Source organism: Sedimentibacter sp. LTW-03, from assembly GCF_052059825.1.
GTDB lineage: Bacteria > Bacillota > Clostridia > Tissierellales > Sedimentibacteraceae > Sedimentibacter.
Window position 1 is genome coordinate 1,395,349 of sequence record NZ_CP197180.1, and the last position, 20,102, is coordinate 1,415,450.

The 20,102-nt window shown below is 36.4% G+C and carries 20 protein-coding genes and 2 riboswitches; of the genes, 5 read left to right on the forward strand and 15 right to left on the reverse strand.

The features are described from left to right. Positions 1-115: 115 nt before the first annotated feature. The 7 genes from ACS3UD_RS06995 to ACS3UD_RS07025 form a co-directional block, all read right to left on the reverse strand. Complete coding sequence (locus tag ACS3UD_RS06995; protein WP_308137161.1) at positions 116-547, reverse strand: VOC family protein; 432 nt, start codon at positions 545-547, stop codon at positions 116-118. 21 nt (positions 548-568) lie between these two features. Then, positions 569-1,438, reverse strand: coding sequence for an SPL family radical SAM protein (locus ACS3UD_RS07000; protein WP_308137160.1), 870 nt, complete (start codon positions 1,436-1,438; stop codon positions 569-571). Positions 1,439-1,469: 31 nt separating this feature from the next. Beyond that, positions 1,470-1,910 (reverse strand): GyrI-like domain-containing protein, encoded by a 441-nt coding sequence (locus ACS3UD_RS07005; RefSeq protein ID WP_308137159.1) that lies wholly within the window; start codon positions 1,908-1,910, stop codon positions 1,470-1,472. Between the two features lie 62 nt (positions 1,911-1,972). Continuing rightward, the gene (locus ACS3UD_RS07010; RefSeq protein WP_308137158.1) at positions 1,973-2,866 is read right to left on the reverse strand and encodes a helix-turn-helix transcriptional regulator; all 894 of its coding nucleotides are present in this window, start codon (positions 2,864-2,866) and stop codon (positions 1,973-1,975) included. A gap of 62 nt (positions 2,867-2,928) precedes the next feature. Next, complete coding sequence (locus ACS3UD_RS07015) at positions 2,929-3,570, reverse strand: lactate utilization protein (protein WP_308137157.1); 642 nt, start codon at positions 3,568-3,570, stop codon at positions 2,929-2,931. A gap of 161 nt (positions 3,571-3,731) precedes the next feature. Continuing rightward, a complete protein-coding gene (locus ACS3UD_RS07020; RefSeq protein WP_308137156.1) occupies positions 3,732-4,091 on the reverse strand; it encodes an ATP-binding protein in 360 nt (119 codons plus the stop codon). An 11-nt stretch (positions 4,092-4,102) separates the two neighbouring features. Next, a complete protein-coding gene (locus tag ACS3UD_RS07025; protein ID WP_308137155.1) occupies positions 4,103-5,362 on the reverse strand; it encodes a DUF1576 domain-containing protein in 1,260 nt (419 codons plus the stop codon). A 236-nt stretch (positions 5,363-5,598) separates the two neighbouring features. On the opposite strand from ACS3UD_RS07025, the gene ACS3UD_RS07030 reads away from it, so the two are divergent. The 5 genes from ACS3UD_RS07030 to ACS3UD_RS07050 all read left to right on the forward strand — a co-directional run bounded on the left by ACS3UD_RS07030 (position 5,599) and on the right by ACS3UD_RS07050 (position 10,371). Continuing rightward, positions 5,599-6,615: a GGDEF domain-containing protein gene (locus ACS3UD_RS07030; protein WP_308137154.1), complete on the forward strand. Its 1,017-nt coding sequence runs from the start codon at positions 5,599-5,601 to the stop codon at positions 6,613-6,615. Positions 6,616-6,767: 152 nt separating this feature from the next. Next, complete coding sequence (locus tag ACS3UD_RS07035; protein ID WP_308137153.1) at positions 6,768-8,132, forward strand: MATE family efflux transporter; 1,365 nt, start codon at positions 6,768-6,770, stop codon at positions 8,130-8,132. 100 nt (positions 8,133-8,232) lie between these two features. Continuing rightward, positions 8,233-9,597 (forward strand): aldehyde dehydrogenase, encoded by a 1,365-nt coding sequence (locus ACS3UD_RS07040; RefSeq protein ID WP_308137152.1) that lies wholly within the window; start codon positions 8,233-8,235, stop codon positions 9,595-9,597. A gap of 114 nt (positions 9,598-9,711) precedes the next feature. After that, positions 9,712-9,948 carry a hypothetical protein gene (locus tag ACS3UD_RS07045; protein ID WP_308137151.1) on the forward strand — a complete coding sequence of 79 codons (237 nt, stop codon included), beginning with the start codon at positions 9,712-9,714 and terminating at the stop codon, positions 9,946-9,948. A gap of 9 nt (positions 9,949-9,957) precedes the next feature. Beyond that, the gene (locus ACS3UD_RS07050) at positions 9,958-10,371 is read left to right on the forward strand and encodes a C-GCAxxG-C-C family (seleno)protein (RefSeq protein WP_308137150.1); all 414 of its coding nucleotides are present in this window, start codon (positions 9,958-9,960) and stop codon (positions 10,369-10,371) included. Positions 10,372-10,812: 441 nt separating this feature from the next. On the opposite strand, the gene ACS3UD_RS07055 is transcribed toward ACS3UD_RS07050, so the two are convergent. From ACS3UD_RS07055 to der, 8 genes are all read right to left on the reverse strand, one after another. After that, the gene (locus ACS3UD_RS07055; RefSeq protein WP_308137149.1) at positions 10,813-12,267 is read right to left on the reverse strand and encodes an aminoacyl-histidine dipeptidase; all 1,455 of its coding nucleotides are present in this window, start codon (positions 12,265-12,267) and stop codon (positions 10,813-10,815) included. Continuing rightward, positions 12,267-12,623 carry a hypothetical protein gene (locus tag ACS3UD_RS07060; RefSeq protein ID WP_308137148.1) on the reverse strand — a complete coding sequence of 119 codons (357 nt, stop codon included), beginning with the start codon at positions 12,621-12,623 and terminating at the stop codon, positions 12,267-12,269. Before ACS3UD_RS07060 ends, ACS3UD_RS07055 begins: the two co-directional genes overlap by 1 nt. A 1-nt stretch (position 12,624) precedes the next feature. Next, a complete protein-coding gene (locus ACS3UD_RS07065; protein WP_308137147.1) occupies positions 12,625-12,984 on the reverse strand; it encodes a PqqD family protein in 360 nt (119 codons plus the stop codon). 158 nt (positions 12,985-13,142) lie between these two features. Continuing rightward, positions 13,143-15,047: an OPT family oligopeptide transporter gene (locus tag ACS3UD_RS07070; protein WP_308137146.1), complete on the reverse strand. Its 1,905-nt coding sequence runs from the start codon at positions 15,045-15,047 to the stop codon at positions 13,143-13,145. Between the two features lie 352 nt (positions 15,048-15,399). Then, positions 15,400-15,582, forward strand: a riboswitch (cobalamin riboswitch). 457 nt (positions 15,583-16,039) lie between these two features. Next, positions 16,040-16,317: riboswitch (cobalamin riboswitch) on the reverse strand. A 72-nt stretch (positions 16,318-16,389) separates the two neighbouring features. Further along, positions 16,390-16,905, reverse strand: coding sequence for a cob(I)yrinic acid a,c-diamide adenosyltransferase (gene cobO / locus ACS3UD_RS07075; protein ID WP_308137145.1), 516 nt, complete (start codon positions 16,903-16,905; stop codon positions 16,390-16,392). Positions 16,906-17,059: 154 nt separating this feature from the next. Beyond that, positions 17,060-18,064 carry an NAD(P)H-dependent glycerol-3-phosphate dehydrogenase gene (locus tag ACS3UD_RS07080; RefSeq protein WP_308137144.1) on the reverse strand — a complete coding sequence of 335 codons (1,005 nt, stop codon included), beginning with the start codon at positions 18,062-18,064 and terminating at the stop codon, positions 17,060-17,062. Between the two features lie 11 nt (positions 18,065-18,075). Then, complete coding sequence (gene plsY, locus ACS3UD_RS07085; protein ID WP_308137143.1) at positions 18,076-18,657, reverse strand: glycerol-3-phosphate 1-O-acyltransferase PlsY; 582 nt, start codon at positions 18,655-18,657, stop codon at positions 18,076-18,078. Positions 18,658-18,764: 107 nt separating this feature from the next. Beyond that, a complete protein-coding gene (der, locus tag ACS3UD_RS07090; RefSeq protein ID WP_308137142.1) occupies positions 18,765-20,090 on the reverse strand; it encodes a ribosome biogenesis GTPase Der in 1,326 nt (441 codons plus the stop codon). Positions 20,091-20,102: the final 12 nt, after the last annotated feature.

The following is a 20,102-nucleotide window of genomic DNA, read 5'->3' on the forward strand; positions in this document are numbered from 1 at the left end:
TTTTATTATATCGACTTGCTGAAAAATAACAAATCAAAGTTAATTTTATCAACCTTCATAGATATTTTCAATAAAAAAACCGCACTGGATGTAGCAGTGGTGCGGTTAAATATATTTAAAATATCAGCATGTCATTGTCATCAAATTTAAAATTAGGTCCCCATGCAACCTCCCAGTAATAACCGTCTGGATCTGAAAAATACGCATGATATCCTCCCCAAAATACATTTTGAGGCTCCTTTACAATTTTAGCTCCAGCCCTGCGCGCCAGTTCAATAACCGCTTTAACCTCTTCCTTCGATTTAGCATTGTATGCCAGTGTAATACCTCCGAATCCGGAACATATCTCCGGCGGATTATCCTTGTCAATATCCTCCGCCAGTAGATCAATGGGATACAATTCCAGCTTTGTTCCTGATGTGCTGAAAAAAACAATTTCCGGATTATTACTCTTTTCTTCTGTGCTGAAGCCCAGTCCGTCTCTGTAGAACCTGATGGATTTTTCCATATCTCTGACCCCCAGGCATATAATATTCATTCTGTTCATACTTTGCTCCCTTCTTAATATTTAAAACAAACTAATTTGTTCGTTTACTCTTTTATCCTCATATTCACCAAGGTACGAAAATATCTTATCCATTCCAACCATAATATTATTCTTTTTGCATACTGAATGAAGAATACTCATAAGTCTTTTATGATTTAGACTGTGACATTCATAGGAACTACCGAACATTCGGATATATTTTTGTTTCATTCCAGGAAAATTCTCATCCAGCTTTTTATAGAAATATTCTCTGTTTCCCTCACGCATAGTTACGCCTATGCCAAAGCACATTATTGCATGTACCTTTGCTTCTATGCAATATTTGAGAATTGCTCTGAAATTCTCCTCTGTATCATTTATAAACGGCAGAAAAGGTCCCAACCATACCACCGTAGGTATACAATTTTTACCGAGTATCTTCAACGCCTCAAAACGTTCCTTGGTAGTTGAGACTTCGGGTTCCAGAATGCGACATAGATTTTCGTCAGCAGTGGTAAGCGTCATCTGAGCTACACACTTAGATTTCTCATTTATTCTTTTTAGAATATCTATATCCCTCAGAATTCTGCTCGACTTTGTCAGTATAGAAAGTCCAAAGCCATACCTCTCTATAACTTGAAGACATTTGCGTGTATACATTATTTCCTCTTCAATGTGAATGTACGGATCACACATGGAGCCTGTAGCAATCATGCATTTTTTGCGTTTATGCTTCAACGCCTCCTCAAGCATCTCCGGAGCATTTTTCTTTATTTCTATATCGGTAAAATCATGCTTCATCTGATAACATGTACTTCTGCTGTCGCAGTAGATACAGCCGTGGCTGCAACCCCTGTATATATTCATTCCGTTTTTAGCCGAGAGTATAGATTTGTATTCCGCATAATGCATAGCTGCTCGCCCTGCCTTTCCTGCTGTTAATTTACTTCAACGCAATATATATGTCAACATCAGCATTATTCATATCGCAATTGAGATATTCCTCAAAATCTCCAGTATAACTTCTATTTAAATTCATGCTCCATATTTCGCTCCAAGCCTGTGCCACTGCCGTTACCATATTGCCGTGAGCCGAAAACTTAGCATATTTTCCCGCAGGAATAACTTTCACAGACAGTCCTTCATTTTCTGCACCGGAAACCTCGTTACCCACCGTTACTGTGTAGTCATCGCCGGAATAATCTGAATACAATCCAATAGCATAGCTATTTACCTTATTTTTTATTGTTTGAGCTATCCCTCCCTGATAAAACTTTTCCCACAGACCTCCTATAACTTCTCCCATTTTGGGAGAATTGTTTGATGTAGATGCACCTATACCCACAAGAATTTTTTCTTCAAGATTTACTATTTCATATTTCATAGCTTCGCCTCCATATTTTTTCTGTAATTATAACAGTCAATATAGGACAACTGCATGTCATATTAAATATAAAAATTTATCATTTTCTTTAAAAGCAATTTAATTTCAACGCGAATATCTTCGGGTTCCAAAACCTCACAGTTTTTTCCGAAGCTTAGTATATAGTAAAACAGCCATTCTCCCCTTGGGTAGTCTATTTTACAAATAAAGCTGCCATCCTCCTGTTTTTCGTACTGGCTGAATTCTTCATAAACTCTGAATGCCATCTCTGCGGCCAAATGAAGTTTTAAACTTACAAATTCTTCGTTATAATCTGTCTCTGCTTTCACGTGCCTCGGAGCCGTATGCTCAACCGCTTCTCCTCTAATTTCAAGGTTTTTTATTCTGCGAAGTTTAAAAAACCGAAAGTCCATACGGGTTTTGCAATATCCGAAAAGGTACCAGGCCCCTCCCTTAAAGCACAGCTTCAGAGGTTCTACAGTTCGAAGGATTTGTTCTCCCTTTGTATTTGAATACTGAAAAGAAACTATTTTCTTTTTAAGTACACAGGTTTTCAGAGTTTGGAAAGTTTTAGTTTCGCCGTCACAGTTGTACCATGACGAAAAATCAACCTCTATCCAGTCCGCATACGCTTCGCCGAACAGGCTGATAAATTTTTGCAGTGCTTTATTTTCTTCGCTCAAATCAACAGCACCCACAGCCCTGAGAGATGATAGAATTTTTTCCTTTTCTTCATCAGTCATAACCGCTTTATCGAGAACGAAATCTGGCAATAACGAAATTCCTCCACCTTTGCCTCTGCTCATATAAATAGGTATTCCCGCAGATGACAGCGATTCCACATCTCTATAAATGGTTCTGGGTGATACCTCAAATCTTAAGGCCAGTTCCTTTGCGGTTACGGTCTGCTTTTGAAGCAGAATATATATAATTTCAAACAATCTGTTTATTTGCATACTATCACCCTTTATTTTGTAAATGCAATATTATATAAAATAGCAGCTGCTTACATATATAACTAATACCCAAGCTTACTATCAACTATTATAACTTTTATTCTGTCCTTGACAAACTGTCCTCTTATAATTGTAAAATCGTTGCATATCCTCTCAGGACTTTTGCAGTCTACACAATATCCTAATGACGTGCAGGGAGTATTTTTGCCTAATCTTTTTGCATCAATAGGTGCTGAATAATTCCTTGTTCGTTTTTCTGCTTCTTCAATTGTCCTCACAATTTTATTGATACCCGCAACTATAATAACCTGTTTCGGACCATATATAATTGGAGCCACTCTGCTGCCGTTTCCGTCAATATTGTATAGCTCACCATCCTCTGTCAGAGCATTTGTGCCGCACATGAATGTATCCGCCGAAAAATTCTGTATGTAAATCTGTTTCTTTCCTTCGCTGGTAATTCCTTCTCTGTATTTATCCAGAAAATTATATTTTCCGCTTCGCAGCAAATCTATAACACCGGTCTCAAAAAGTGTCATTGAATCTCCCACGCCTACAGTTGAATTTTCAGCTATGAGCTGTTTTAGAAGTTCTTTTAATTCATCACTATCTTTTACGAAAAAGCCCGCCATATTTCGTCTTCTTAAATTATTTATACATCTTTCAACTTGCTTTTCTAAATACCATCTTACGTTATTGTCCATATGAGCCGCAATCTCTCCTTTGCAAATAATATTTATGTAATAATACCATATTAAAAGAAAATAAACAAATGTTTGGTTGTTGTGATATGTAATCAAAACAAAATTTTATGTAATACAAAAAGGTATTCGCATTATTAAATAAATGCAGAATACCTTTATATTTATTTTTTATCATAATTATTATTTCTTCTGACAATAATTTTAGTTCCTTCATTTGCTTGGCTTTCAACCTGTGCTTCATCTACCAGCATTCCCACAATGGTTAATCCCGACCCGCAGTTACAATTACCGGCAAGGCAGCCGTAATATTCCTCAACCTCATCTCTTCGTGGCTGATTTAATGTGGTTTTTACTATCTTAAGGGTCTTATCATTCATTCCGCGACCATTATCCTCAACTGTAATTGTTGTGCTTATGTCGTCGCGTTCAACATTAACACCTATTTTTGATGCTTTGGAATTCAAAGAATTGGCTAACAGTGCCATTACTATTCCCTCAATTTTTTCTTTTTCTCCGCTCAATTAATTTCCTCCTATTTATCAGTTTTTAAGCCCTGGATCAAGGCAATAAAAATTGTGGCAACAATGCCTCCGGAAAATCCATTGTTATATAAGTTGAGCCACCCGTGAAGCACACCAACATTGCTGACTATGCATAAATGCGTAAACCCGGCAAGTATCCCAACTAACGGGCCATATGCCCCTGACAGTGGTGCCAGAGTTGTTCCAAATAACGCTGCAAGCAATGCCGTAGGATTATTGGCACTATATACAGTAAAATCAGTTAATGTAGCTAAATAAGCTCCAAACATTACAGGGGTAATATTCAGTGGATGCTTTCCAAACGCGGCAAAACCGGCCATGGTTAAAAGTGCCCCTACTGTAGGGCCATTGTAATGTCCATTTACTAATTCTATATAAATGACACCAATTAAGCCTACGAGTCCCATATTTAAAATTGTGCTTCCAAAGCCTGCAGAGTATGGAAAATCTGATATCAAAGTTCCTGGATGTTTTACCAGTTCAATGTAGTTTTTGAACTTGCCCTTTGTTAATATTATACCACATATTACCATGCTTATAAATATCGAAATAAAAATCTTTCTTAACAACTGCGAATTTTCTGTTCCCCATATCATTACGGAGCTGCTATCAAAACCAAAATTTCTAAATATACTTACAAAAAGCAATCCAATAAAGCCTGCCGCAAATCCTACATTATATAAGTTATATCCTTCATGCGTTCTTAACAGATGGCTTGCAATCGGAGATATAATAAATCCTGAAGTGACGCCAATAGTTATGCTCGCCAAATACCCCCATTGGAATTCAAATGCAACATGGGTCACCAGTGGAACCAAAGCAGTACTGAAAAGTGCAGGGAAAATATGATTTTTAAACTTTTGCTTTTTTACTTTACTATACAGATATGCACCGAAAATAACAGGAACTACAGACCATATATTTTTACCAAAAAATCCGAAACCTGTCATAGTAAATACTGAAGCTATAGCTGGTCCTGAAAAAGATACTTTATTTATTTTTAAGATAACATACCCTAAAATACCTATAAGTGATCCGTTAATTAACGCAGCTCCTACTCCTCCTACCTCCGTATAATCAGTAAGAAGGGTTCCCGTAGATAAAAAAATATTCTTCATACCAGTGTACAAAGCGGATGGAGTATCCAAAATTAGTCCTATTAGCAGCAATAAAACCAAGTAAAAAAGAATGATTTTGTCCTTTGTTTTTTCATTGACTTCAATGTAATCAAAATTCCATAGTGAATTCATAATTGGAGTGCTCCCTTTTTTCTTTGTATTATACCAAAAAAATATTTTAAGATAAATAAATTTTTCTGCTTTTTTCCAATTTATTCTTCTTGTATTTCAAATATAATTTATACCAATATTTGTTATATTTTAAATTTTTAAACAATACAGAAAAAATTTGTTCAAATAAGCAAATATTCATGATATTATATATAAGTATCATTGTGTGTTATAGGATAATTTGCTAGGAGGATAAATTGTTGAAGCATCCAGATATTCACTTACGATTATATCGAGCAATTTTGGCAGCAGGAGCCGCATTTTCTGTTATAAGTATTGTCGGTAATTACATTTCTGCCTTTCCTCTTGCTATAAGTGTTAAATGGATTTTTCTTTTTTTTATTACGGTTCTTGCATTTGTTTTTTCTTATAATGAAAAATATACTTACAACATAATGTTCGGCGTATTTATATTTGCAGTTTGTATTTTTTTACCCTTTGCATTTATTGATTCCGGAGGAAGCAATAATAATGCCTTGGGATATACTTTTTTCCTCCTCATTGCAATTACATATTTATTTAAAGACCTAAGGAGGACATTTCTAGTTATATCACTTGTCTGCATATTTGTTATAATGCATGTATTAGAATATTATTACCCTAACATTATAGCTGTTTATCATCCACACACCCAGTTTGTGGATCGCATAATACAAGTTCCTATATTATTGCTGATATCTTATTTTATAATTCTTAGGTTTGCCAAGGAATATGAAAAGGTAAATAAACGTCTTGAGGCGTTTGCTAATCTTGACGAGCTTACAGGTCTTTACAACCGAAGAATGTTTAACATTACAATGGAAGAAACCGTTAAAAATAACAAAAATATTGCAGTTTTGGCTTTTATGGATCTAGATAATTTTAAATTGATTAATGATAATTTTGGACATCATGTAGGGGATGAAGTACTTAAAGAGCTGTCATCACTATTGCAAAAAACTTTTGGCAATGACAGACATATTGTAAGCCGCTGGGGTGGAGATGAATTTGCTGTTATTTATTATGGAGATAAAATTGAACTTTCTGATAAAATCGAAAAAATCAGCAGTTTATTCAAAGAGTATGTATCCTCCTATGAAGAAACGGCCGGAATAAGCACAAGCATTGTTTCCATAGGAGATTATGATAAAATATCACAAGCATTATCTGATGCCGATAATGCTTTGTATGAAAAAAAGCTTAAAAAGCAACAAAATAGAACGAAACTATCTTAACACATAAAGTACACAGCAAATAAAAAACTCTAAATATTAGTATATGATACAAAAATTAAGGCGACCTGTAAAGGGATGTTTTTTTTTACATTTGAAACAAAATTAATGTTTAAGCACTTAGTTCATTTTATAATTTAACTCTGGAGGTCGCAATGCGGACTAGTTTTAGAAACAAAGATTTTTTTAAAATGATGATATCTATAGCATTACCGATTACGCTGCAGAATTTAGTAGCTTCATCTGTAAATATGCTTGATACACTTATGATTACAAGCCTTGGTAAGGAAAGTCTTGCCGCTGTCGGGCTTGCTAACCAGGTTTTCTTTTTTTATGCCGTTACAATATTCGGCGTAGCTACCGGCTCCTCAATATTTATTGCACAATTCTGGGGAAAAAAGGACACTAAAAACATAGCAAGAATTTTAGGAATATCCTTGGCCATAGTAATCGTTCTGGGAACTGTGTTTACTTTAGCTGCCTTAATTGTGCCTGAATTTATAATGAAAATTTTCAGCAATGATAAAGAAGTTATAAGATTGGGAGTGGATTATTTAAGGATCGTATCGCTTAGTTACATTATTACAGGCATCAGCTTTTCATATGCTGTTGCTTCCAGAAGCATAGGTCAGGCAAAAATGCCTATGGCAGTAAGCATGGTTTCCTTTGTAACCAATGCTTTGTTTAACTACCTACTTATTTTTGGCAAGTTTGGTTTTCCTCAACTTGGCATCAAGGGTGCAGCATACGGAACATTAATAGCCAGGACTTTGGAGATAATCCTTATACTATACTCAATTTATTCAAACAAAAGGAACCCTCTAGCTCACAGCTTCAGTGATATGACCGACTGGACAGCAATTTTCGTCAAAAAATATTTTAAAACAGCCTATCCTGTTATTTTAAACGAAGCATTCTGGTCATTAGGTACAGTGCTTTATTCTATAGCTTATGCAAAGATAGGTACTGAGGCTGCTGCTGCCGTTCAGATTCTAAATACAGTTCAGAATATATTTATGGTAATGAGCAGAGGTTTAGCCAACTCGTGCACAGTTATGGTGGGAAATAAAATCGGAGCTGATGAAGAAGAAAAAGCTGTTGAATATGCAAACAGCTTTATGATATTGTCAGCGGTACTTGGTCTTACTCTGGGAATATTACTATTTTTCACAACAGATGTAATACTTATTTTTTTCAGGAATCTGACGCCTAGTTTGCATGATGCTTCAAAAAAACTATTAATTGTTTCAGCTGCATTTTTCCTTATAAAATCATTTAACGGAACAATGATAGTCGGAGTACTTAGGGGCGGCGGCGATACCAAATTTTCAATGATTCTTGAAATGTGCTCGGTCTGGCTTGTAGGCGTTCCGCTTGCTTTTCTCGGCGCATTGGTATTCAAGTTTCCAGTATATTATGTCTCCCTAATGGTCAACATGGAGGAAGTTATAAAAGCATCTATAGGAATATTCAGAGTAAAATCAAAAAAATGGGTGACAAACGTAATTAAAGATATGTAAAATTAGTTAATAAGACAGTATCATCCTTGTTTTAAATATTTTTGCGCAAATAATGTTAAAGTTTTTTGTGCTTTTAATAACCATTGATTAAGGAGGACATATGAATATTAAAAACATAGTAGAACACCAAAAAATGTTTTTCATGACAGGTGCTACACGTCCTGTAAATTTCCGAACAAATGCACTGTTGGAGCTCAAAAAATCCATAGAAAGAAATGAGCATCTGATTGAAACAGCCTTAAAATCAGATTTGAACAAAACACCTTTTGAAACATATATGACAGAAATCGGTATTGTAATGGAAGAAATCAATTTTCATTTAAAGCATATAAACTCATGGATGAAAAACAGAAAAGTCCGAACACCGCTTGCACAGTTTCATTCTAAAAGCTTCATATCACCAGAGCCCTATGGAGTAGTTCTCATTATGTCTCCATGGAATTACCCGCTTCAGCTATGTCTTGAGCCGCTTATCGGAGCAATCTCCGCAGGAAATTGCGCGGTGATTAAGCCTTCGGCATACGCTCCTGAAACCAGCAGCGTAATTAATAAAATAATAAGTGAAACATTCCCACCGGAATATATAACAGTCGTAGAGGGAGGCAGAGAACAAAACAAATCGCTGCTGAAAGAAAAATTTGACTACATATTCTTTACAGGCAGTGTAAGTGTAGGAAAAATTGTAATGAAAGCCGCAGCAGAAAACCTAACTCCCATAACCCTTGAACTGGGCGGTAAAAGCCCGGCTATAGTCACAAAAGACTCAAATATAAAAATTGCCGCAAGGCGTATTGCATTTGGAAAAGTTTTGAACTCCGGTCAAACCTGTGTTGCGCCCGACTACCTGTTAGTTCACAAAAATATTGAAAAACAATTTCTGGGTGAATATAAAAAAGCAATATATGAATTTTTCCCCAACAATGATTATTCTAATATGCCTTGTATTATTAATCAAAAGCATTTTCAAAGGCTTACCAAACTTGTGAATGGAGAAAAAATATACATGGGAGGAAGCCTAGATGAAAAAAATCTATTTATAGAACCTACGGTACTTACAGATATAAAACCCGATTCCGCTATAATGCAGGAGGAAATTTTCGGACCCATACTTCCGGTAATTACTTATTCAAATATACATGAATGCATAGGTGTTATATCATCACGCCCAAAACCGCTGGCTTTATACCTCTTTACCGAAAGCAAAGAAATGGAGAAAACAATACTCAACAGCTGCTCCTTCGGCGGAGGGTGTATAAACGATACAGTAATACATACAGCATCTACCTATTTAGGATTCGGAGGTGTCGGTAATTCAGGCATTGGAAGCTATCACGGAAAGCTCAGCTTTGATACATTCACCCATTACAGAAGCATCGTTAAAAAATACTCATGGCTGGATATTCCCATAAGATATCATCCTTATAAAGAAAAAAATTATAAACTGATACGTTCTCTGATGAAGTAATACATTTGCTAATTTATAACAATTTATTATATAAGTATTGTAAAGTATAACAAATTATTATATAATATCTATACAGATATAAATTTAACAAATTATTCATTAGGAGAGAATTATATGCTAGACAACAAGAAAATTTCTAGAAAGAACTTTATTAAAGAAATGGGATATACTGCTGCAGGCATAGTTGCTGCAGGTTCGTTGGGAGGTTTGCTTACCGGATGCTCAACATCCGCACCGGCAGCAGATGTTGATACTTCACAAGCTCCTCAGCATCCATTTCCATACAAAAAACTTGATCCTTCTGTAGTAGAAGCACGAGCTTATCAGGGATATAAAGAAAAAGGCGGCTGAGGCGCAGGTGTGGCCGAAGGGTTCTTCGGCGTATTATCTGAAGAAGTAGGATATCCTTTTAATCAAATTCCTGTTTCGACATTTGTAAATTACAGTGCAGGATTCCAGCAGTCATCATTATGCGGTTCCCTGGGAGCTGCAGCAGCTTGCATAGGAACTGTATGTGAACCTGATATGGCAAAAAAGATTATTGTCGAACTTGAAAATTGGTACAAGGATGCCGTTTTGCCAATGTATCAGCCTGAAAACCTTAATCTTCCAACAACAGTTGCTAATTCACTTTTATGCAAAGACTCTGTAGGCCTGTTCATGGAAGAATCAGGATACGAATACGGTTCTCCTGAAAGAAAAGCCCGCTGTGCAGGTGTTGCAGCAGATACTACTAAAAAAATGGTTGAACTTCTGAATGAAGCGTTAGCATAGAAGTTAAATTTATAAGAAATGATGCGTTATAATGACATGCTAATATAACCGCATCATTTCTTTTATATTCAGATTAAATTTTAATATCTAAAATATCATTCATTATTTTGTATATTCAATTTATGATTGTCATAATAAATATATTATTCCTGCTAGTTAACAATGCTATCTTCTGCTAAACCATACTTTACCTTTATCCCGTCTAGTTTTTCCAGCATTGTTTCCTCCAATTAGAATCAGAAACAAAACACCTGTACTTCCCTTACGAAAATACAGGTGTTAAAATTAAATTTGTATAATTGCTATTACAAATTCCTGTACATTATTTTCACGGGTACTAAAATACCGCATATTAAAAAACCTCACAGTACAGCACAAACTTTACGTAATGCATAGCCTCTGAGGCATTTTAACTAAATAATTTTACTCTTAAAGACATCTTTATTTTAATCTTTTTAATACTTCACATAAAAATTCGAATACTCTTTTAGTAGAAGAAATGCTTAAATGTTCATTTGGCGTATGGACATCATACATATCCGGTCCCATCGAAACCATATCTATATCCCCTATTTTTTCTTTTAAGAATCCGCATTCTAACCCAGCATGAATTGCCTCTATTTCTGTATTTTTCCCAAACATATCCTTGTACGTCTTAATCATTAAATCCCTGATTGGAGAATCCTTCTTAAACTGCCATGCAGGATAGTCAGACTCAAATTTAACTTCAGCTCCAGCTGCTTCGCCTATTGCTTTAAGCCTGCCGCATATTTCTTCTTGACGGCTTTTCACAGAACTTCTTATGGAATTGCGGATAATTATTAAATTATCCTTAGTTTCTAATATTCCTATATTATTTGATGTTTCAACCAATCCTTCAATATCTGTACTCATTGCCTGCACACCAAAAGGAAGAAGACGTAACGTATTTATCAGCCTTTTCTTTGAATCAGTATCTAATATGCTTTGCTTATTATCCTCAATATTTAGATTTATAATAATATCAGGATCCGATATACTATACTCGTTTCTAAAAATATCCTGTACATTCTTAACAATCTCCTTAAATCTATCCTGCTTATCTCTATGTACAGACAAAACTGCTGCTGCATTTTTGGGTATCGCATTCATCTTAACTCCACCCTGAACATATGAAATTCCAATTCCAACTTGCTCTTCAAGAATTTGAAGCAATCTGCCCAGTAAAACAATTGCACTGCCTCTATTTTTATTGATTTCCATTCCTGAATGACCGCCAAGCAGTCCCCTTACAGAAACTCCATAAAAAACATCCTCATCTTCGGCGTTTTCTCGATCTACATGCAATGCCATATGGCTGTCTACTCCTCCGGCGCATGATGCCCAAATTTTACCTTCTTCTTCAGAATCCATGTTTATAAGTATGTCCCCTGATACAACTCCGGGTTCCAAATTCATAACACCGTCCATGCCCATTTCTTCCGATACGGTAAACAGTGCTGTAATCGGAGGGTGCTGCAAGTTTTCAGATTCTAAAATTGACATTGCCATAGCTACCGCTATTCCATTATCAGCCCCTAAGGTGGTCCCTTTAGTTCTTATCATGTCGCCGTCCACAATCAACGGAATGGGATCCTTGAAAAAATCGAATTCAATATCTTCTTCCTTTAGGGCCACCATATCCATATGTCCTTGAAGTATTACCCTTTTGCTATTTTCATACCCAGGTGAGGCATTTTTTTGAATTATTACATTAAGCGAAGGGTCCTGAATTACTTCAAGTTTATGCTTATTTGCAAATGAAACCAAAAAATCACTTACTTCTTTTTCATTTCCAGAACCTCTTGGAATACGTGTCAAATCTTCAAAATTTTTGAACACTGATTCCGGCTCCAATCCGTTTAATATTTTTTTCATTATTGAGCCTCCTTATTTATTTTATATTTTTTTGTATTTCCGTCTTTAATTTCTTTAATCGTTCCTTCTGATATCATTGTTTCAATCAGCCTATCGGCAAAAAGTTTCAAATCCGTAACATGCATTTTACTTTTGCTCCAAAACAAAGATGACTTATTCCCTTCTGTTATCTTTCTTATATCTCTATTTGTTAAAGTCTTACCGCCCCTCATCTCTTTTAAAACTTTTTCCCGGCTTTTACTTATAAGCTGATCCATTAGTTCATTATTTTTTCTCTGTTCTTTCACATATCCCCACGCATATAAAAAAGCGGTAACCATACCGAACAAAATAATCGCAAAAATAATATGAAGCATTTTAATTTCCCGCCTTTTCTAAGTGAATAATTTTGTTGTTCCTCAATATATTTATATATGTTCCCAGTCTTTCATAAAGCGGTTCGGCCTCTTCTCCGAATTTTTCTTTTAAAAGCTCCCCTATATTCATAATATTATTTGATCCGTCAATATTCATACAAATAAAACTTCCTATTAAATCAAGGTCTATTTTAAATTGCTCCGGCGTCTTAAACAATTTTCTGGCTATTTTATCAAGAATGCTATTTCTGGGCACTATAACTTGAATAAGCCCGTCTTCTTTTTGAACCCACCGATACTTTTCATTTTTCTTAGGTATATATTCCAAAAAATTATCAGATTTCATTATTTTTTTACTCACTAAGCTGCCTCCTTTCCGCAATTTGAAATTTACATGTACCTTCCTGCATAACTGTATTATACCACTTTTAAAAAAGAAAAAATTTTTTCTTTTTTAAACCATTAAAGCAAACAATGAGAGGATAGCCAAAAATTAACTACCCTCTCATAATTGAGATACTAATTGACTTTCTTTAACATAGAATGTCTTACAAGCGTATATGTCAGCAGTCCGAATGCAATAATTGACCCTATTGATCCCAGGTTTATGCCCATATCAAGATTCAAATTAAATACAGCAAATACAGCTAGTAATATTCCCAATATACCTTCTCCGGCAATTAGTCCTGAACCGAATAAAATTCCCGAATCGATTTTAGATTGTATAGTACTAATCTCACTATCATTTTTAGTCTTTTGCAACCTTGAATCTATAACTCCTCTAACTATGCCGCCTATCATTATACCAACACTAAGATGTATAGGCAGGTACAGACCTATGGCAATTGGCAGCACAGGAAGTCCAAATATCTGTAGTCCAACTCCCAGGAATATTCCGACCAATATGAACGTCCACGGCAGACTTCCTCCCATAACACCTTCTACGATGACCTTCATTAAGGTTGCCTGCGGCGCCGGTAGCTGAGTAGTACCGAAGCCCCATGCCGAATCTAACAAATTTAAAATTCCGCCGATTGCAAAAGCCGCAACTATCGCGCCTATAAATTCACCGTACTGTTGATATTTTGGAGTAGATCCTACAAGAAATCCTGTTTTTAAATCCTGTGAAGCATCTCCCGCAATTGCCGCAATAATTGCCACTATCGAGCCTACGGTCAGTGCAGCAATCATTCCAGAATGTCCTGTATTTCCTGTTGCTTTAAATATAAATGCTGTTATAATCAATGTCGCTATGGTCATGCCGGATATTGGATTGTTAGAGCTTCCTATTAATCCAACGATTCTGGACGAAACTGTTGCAAAGAAGAAACCAAACAGTGCTACGAGCAGCGCTCCGCCAATTCCTACCGGTACAGCCGGCGTCACAGCCATTGCTGCAACCATAGCCAAAACAATTATAATAATTGTCTTCATAGATAAATCTCTATCAGTTCTGATAGCGCTGTTTCCTCCAACCCCTTTTGAATAGTCCTTCATTGCATCCCTAAATGTTCTGACTATAAGAGGAAGGGAAGTAACCAGACTGTAGATACCTCCGAAAGCAACTGCTCCTGCACCTACATATTTTATATAATTTCCCCATATATCCCAGTGATCCATTTCAATTATAGGATCCAGCGCAGGTGCCATTATGATAGGAGCAAGACTTCCTATATATGTAATAAGCGGTATAAGCACAAACCATCCCAAAACTGCTCCGCCCAACATATAAGCTGAAATTTTAGGCCCTATAATAAATCCAACACCCAATAGTGAAGGAAGCACATCAACACCTATGGCAGCACCGCTATAGCCTGGTATCGTAGTTTCTATTTCATTTGGGAATAAATGTAGACCTTCACATATAAACTTGTATGCTGCTCCGAATCCTAATCCCAGAAAAGTAGTTTTGCTCTTTTCTCCGCCTTCTTCACCAGCAAGCAAAACCTCCGCACATGCTGTTCCTTCAGGATACGGCAATACACCATGCTCCTGAACTATTAAAGCTTTTCTCAAAGGAACCATAAACACTACTCCGAGAATTCCTCCTATTAATGCAACAACTGTAATTGTCATTATATTAGGAGCCGCTGTTCCCCATTCCTTGGCCCACAAATAAAGTGCAGGCATTGTGAATATTGTACCTGCAGCAAGTGATTCCCCAGCTGAACCGATAGTCTGTACTATATTATTTTCCAATATCGAATCTCTTTTTAAGACACCTCTTATAAGTCCCATTGATATTACAGCAGCAGGTATGGAAGCACTTACTGTCATACCTACTCTCAATCCTAAGTATGCATTAGCGCCGCCAAAAACAATCGACAGCAAAATTCCCATTATAATTGATGTTTTTGTAAACTCAGGAAGTATTTTATTCGCAGGAATAAAAGGCTTAAATTCCTGAACACCGTCATTTTTCATTATCTTTTCCTCCAGTATTTATCTTACACTTCACTTCTTATTTGTTAACAAATTCGCTGTTCTTTTTATGCAAACGTATTTTATGTTTTGTTGTAAATATTAGGGCAATATATGTTAATATTATGCCCCACAAACAAGTAATATACTTATTTGAAATCCTTTTCACTTCATAAATAAATAATGCATTATCGTGTATCTAAAACAAAAACGTTTACTCTATTTTGTTTTTGTTTTACGGTTAAAGTTTAACATATAAGTAATTAGTTGTCAATAAGAAGTATGTACGTTTTTTGAAAATTTATGCTTTGTTTAATTTCTTTAAATCAGATAATTTATACTAATGATACATGTGCTTCTTTAATTTTATAATTGTAAGCTATACAGCGTTAAAAGGGAAGCCGGTTAAATTCCGGCGCGGTCCCGCCACTGTAACAGGAAGTCCTGTTATTTTAATGCCACTGTTTTTTATAAACGGGAATGTAATACCCGAATGATGATCTGAAGCCAGGAGACCTGCCATAAAGAACGATTTTATAAAGACAAACTTATACTAAGGCCTCAGGAAATCAGCAACTAAAGAGACACATAAAAAATACCGGTTTCTCCGGTATTTTTTTATTATAATTTAATTCAATAATTCAAATGGGGTGTCGGCCACTACTTGTTAATCAACATTTAGCATAGTACTTTTAATAGTAACATTCCGGCAAACAGCTCGACCTAAACATGAGCGTTAATACTTGGAGGTGGCTGCGGCTCGCATTCGCAACGTTTATAACGTCAGTTTATACAGCTACCGTTCAAAACTAATTAGCAAACAGACTAAGAATATCTTTGTCGGTTTCATACTTTATGGAGAATATTGCGCCCGACAACCCTTGAATGCAAAAACACCTGCATTTTCTATACGAAAAACACAGGTATACCACTCTATATAAACTAAGTAATTATTATTCTTTACTACCTGTACATTATTTTTCGTTGGAAAATAATAATACGCACCTGTTTTAACACATATCCTGACTCAGCCTCAATGCTCGCTCCGCCTTCCCGCTTTCTACAGTGGCATATCACAGTCTCACTCACCAAATTATTTGCTCCCTGACGGTCGCATAATTCGGAAGTTCGTTGTGGTTGACCTACCGCCATCTTTTCTGCGCTATCGCTTGAAAAAATGGGGTTAGGGCATACTGGAGTTCGCTCCGCAACACAGTAACCCGATTGTCCGGGATTTTCACCCGATTCCGTGATTTAAACAGTTATTTATGCAAATGTTCTTGTTAAAAAATTATATCATTGCGAAACGGCAATGTCAACCATATGGACGTCAAAATTATACAGATCAGAATTCTATACCTTTTCTTGCTTCCAATCCTTTAGTATAATAGTGCTTGATTTCTTTCATTTCAGTAACTAAATCAGCCATTTGAATTATCTCCTCCGGCGCATACCTTCCGGTTATAATTACTTCCACATTATCCGCTCTGCTCCTGATAGCATCCAGAGCTTCTTCAACAGTGAACAATTTAAAAAACAAAGCAATGTTTAATTCATCCAGCACAACTACGTCATATTCGCCGGATTTCAATATTTCCTTAGCTTTTTCAAGCCCTTTTAACGCAGCATTAATATCCTCTTCATCCGGAGCTTCATATATGAAACATCTGCGTCCAAACTGCTCAATCTTCAAATTACTGATAATTTCTGTACATTTCAGCTCACTGTATTCCATCCCCTTCACAAACTGTCCAAAGTATACCTTTTTGCCAGCGCACACCGATCTGATTGATAAACCGAGAGCCGCTGTGGTTTTTCCTTTTCCGTTACCCGTATATACATGAACATATCCTTTTTCCATGCTTTCCTCCCATACTATAAATATATTTTAAAAGAACAAATAAATGAATATAACTTATTTAAAATAATTTTGTCTTTACATATTATAACACCTGCATTTTCTCAAACAAAAAATACAGGTGTCTATTTATTTTAAGCCATTACATTTGTATTTATCAGAAAAAGTACTTCTCTTCCTTCTTATCTCTCTGCATAAGCTTATTTACAGTATCCTTAACATTCGCGTCATTTTCGAGAACGTCGTACATAGCATCTACTATTGGCATTTCTACTTTGAGTTTTTTTGATAGTTCGTATGCTGCATATGTAGTCGGAATTCCCTCAACTACCATTCCTATTTTTTTAATTGCCTCGTCTTTTGTCAATCCCTGCCCTATTAAGTAGCCTGCGTTCCAGTTTCTTGAATGTTTGCTTGTGCAAGTTACTATTAAGTCGCCTATGCCGGTAAGTCCATAAAATGTATGTACGTCTGCTCCCATAGCTATTCCAAGTTTGGATATTTCTACAATTCCTCTATTCATCAGAGCGGCCTTGGCATTGTCCCCATATCCGACTCCATCCGATATTCCTGCGCCCAGGGCTATTATATTTTTCAGTGCTCCGCCGATTTCAGCTCCTTTTACATCATCATTTGTGTAAACTCTGAAATATGAAGACATAAACATATCCTGTATTGTTTCCGCAGTGTCCTTGTCTTCGCATGCAACAGTTATGGCTGTGGGCATGGAAAGGCCTACTTCTTCAGCATGGGACGGGCCTGATAGAACTGCGAAGATGCAGTTTGTCGTTTCTTCCTTTACTATGTCTGAAACGAGACACATTGTACCTCTTTCAATTCCCTTTGAAGCATTCAATATTATTTTGCCGGTTTTGTTTTCACTGTCTATTTGTTTCAGGACGCTTCGTATCATCTGCGTAGGCGTTACTATAAGGAGTGCTTCCGCATCCTTTACAGCCTCATTTATATTTGAAGTAAATACTATGTTCTCCGGAATTTGCACCTTTGGCAGGTATTTTTTGTTTACCCGGTCAGTGCTGAGCGTCTTGCATTGCTCTTCATCTCTCAGCCACACGGTAACTTCCTGTCCGTTTTCAGAAAGAAGTTTGGCAAGAGCTGTTCCCCAGCTTCCGCCTCCCAGCAGCGTTATTTTCTTTTTCAATTCCTCATCTCCTATAATTTATTTTCTTTGCCTTCCAGCAATCTTTGTATGTTAGATTTATGCCTGTATATGGCCATACCTGCTATGAACAGGCAGAATATAAGAAGCCCTGCGTCAAACGGCCTTACAAATACAACCGCAACAATCGGCGCAGATGCCATCCCACATATTGAACCTAGGGATACGGTTCTTGTGAATACAATGATAAGCACTCCGAATATAACGCATATTAACGTTAAAAACGGATTTACGAATACCATGACCCCTATGGTGGTTGCTACTCCCTTACCGCCTTTAAAATTTAAAAGTACCGGCCAGTTATGTCCTATTATTACAAAAGCTCCGGCAATATATGCACCGGTCTGTCCTCCGAAATTTCTTCCTATTATAACAGCAAGGACACCCTTCAGTATATCTCCCGTAAATACCATAATGCCAATTTTTTTGCCAAATGTCCTGAGAGCGTTGGTTGCTCCTGCATTTCCGCTTCCAAAATCTCTTACATCCTTTTTAGCAAGCAATTTACCCAGAATGTAAGCAAATGAAATGTTTCCTAAAAAATAAGCTATGAGTGCTATAACTATGAATTTCATGATTGCTCCTTAGTATATTTAATAACAAATATTGAATAACCTGTCATTTTGATGTCGTCCAAAATGACAGGCTTTTTCTGTAGCCTGAGAACGGTAGTACCGCTCCGCTACAGATTTTTCTCGTTTTTACTTCTGAATTCTATTACAATTGGAGTTCCCTTGTATTCAAATGATTCTCGTATCTTATTTTCCATGTATCTCTCATATGAGAAGTGTACTATGGAACTGTCGTTTACGAATATGAGAAACTTTGGCGGATTAACTGCAACCTGAGTTCCGTAGTATAATTTAAGTCTCTTTCCTTTAACCATTCTCGGCTGATTCATGAGAACCGCTTCTGTTATAATATCATTTAAAACTCCCGTAGATACTCTCAGATTTCTGAAGCTGTATACTTCGTTGACTTCATCCAGTATCTTGTTCACCCTCTGTCCGGTTAACGCCGATACCGTCATAATAGGCGCATATGTTGCATATGCAAGACTCTTTCTTACTTCCTCCTGAAATTCCTTGAATGTATTGTTGTCCTTATCAATTAAATCCCACTTATTTATGACAATAATCATTCCTTTGTTGCTGTCATGGGAATATCCTGCAATTCTAACGTCTTGCTCGGTTACTCCCTTGTCCGCATCTATTACCAATATGCATATATCAGCTCTTTCGACAGCCGTAAATGCCCTAAGAACACTGTATTTTTCAACAGATTCGCTTACCTTGCTCTTTTTTCTTATTCCTGCCGTATCAATCAGAGTATACTTCTTCCCGTCTGCCTCAAACCTGGTATCTATTGCATCTCTTGTGGTTCCGGGTATATCGCTTACGATGACCCTGTTTTCTCCGATAATGCGGTTGATAATCGATGACTTACCGGCATTCGGTTTTCCTATTACCGCTATCTTTATGCTGTCATCATCATCATCCGTATCCAAGGATTCATCAAATTTATTTATTACTTCATCTAACAAGTCTCCAATCCCTAAGGCTTCTGAAGATGAAACAGAAATCGGTTCTCCTATACCAAGATTGTAAAATTCATATACGTTGTTATCATTAACGAATTTATCCATCTTGTTAACTACTAATATTATTTCCTTCTTCGCCCTTCTGAGCATATGTGCAACTTCCATGTCTGCAGCCGTGACGCCTTCCTTGCCGTCAACCATAAATAAAACAACATCAGCCATATCTATGGCTATTTCAGCCTGTATCCTCATCTGCGAAAATATGGTATCAGTAGTATTGGGTTCAATACCGCCTGTATCTATCAATGTAAAATGCTTATCTAGCCATTCGCATTCGGCATATATTCTGTCTCGTGTTACTCCCGGTGTATCCTCTGTTATAGAAATTCTCTTTCCCGCTATTCTGTTAAATAAAGTAGACTTTCCCACATTTGGTCTGCCTACAATTGTCACAACTGGTCTTGCCATTTTTACCTCCGT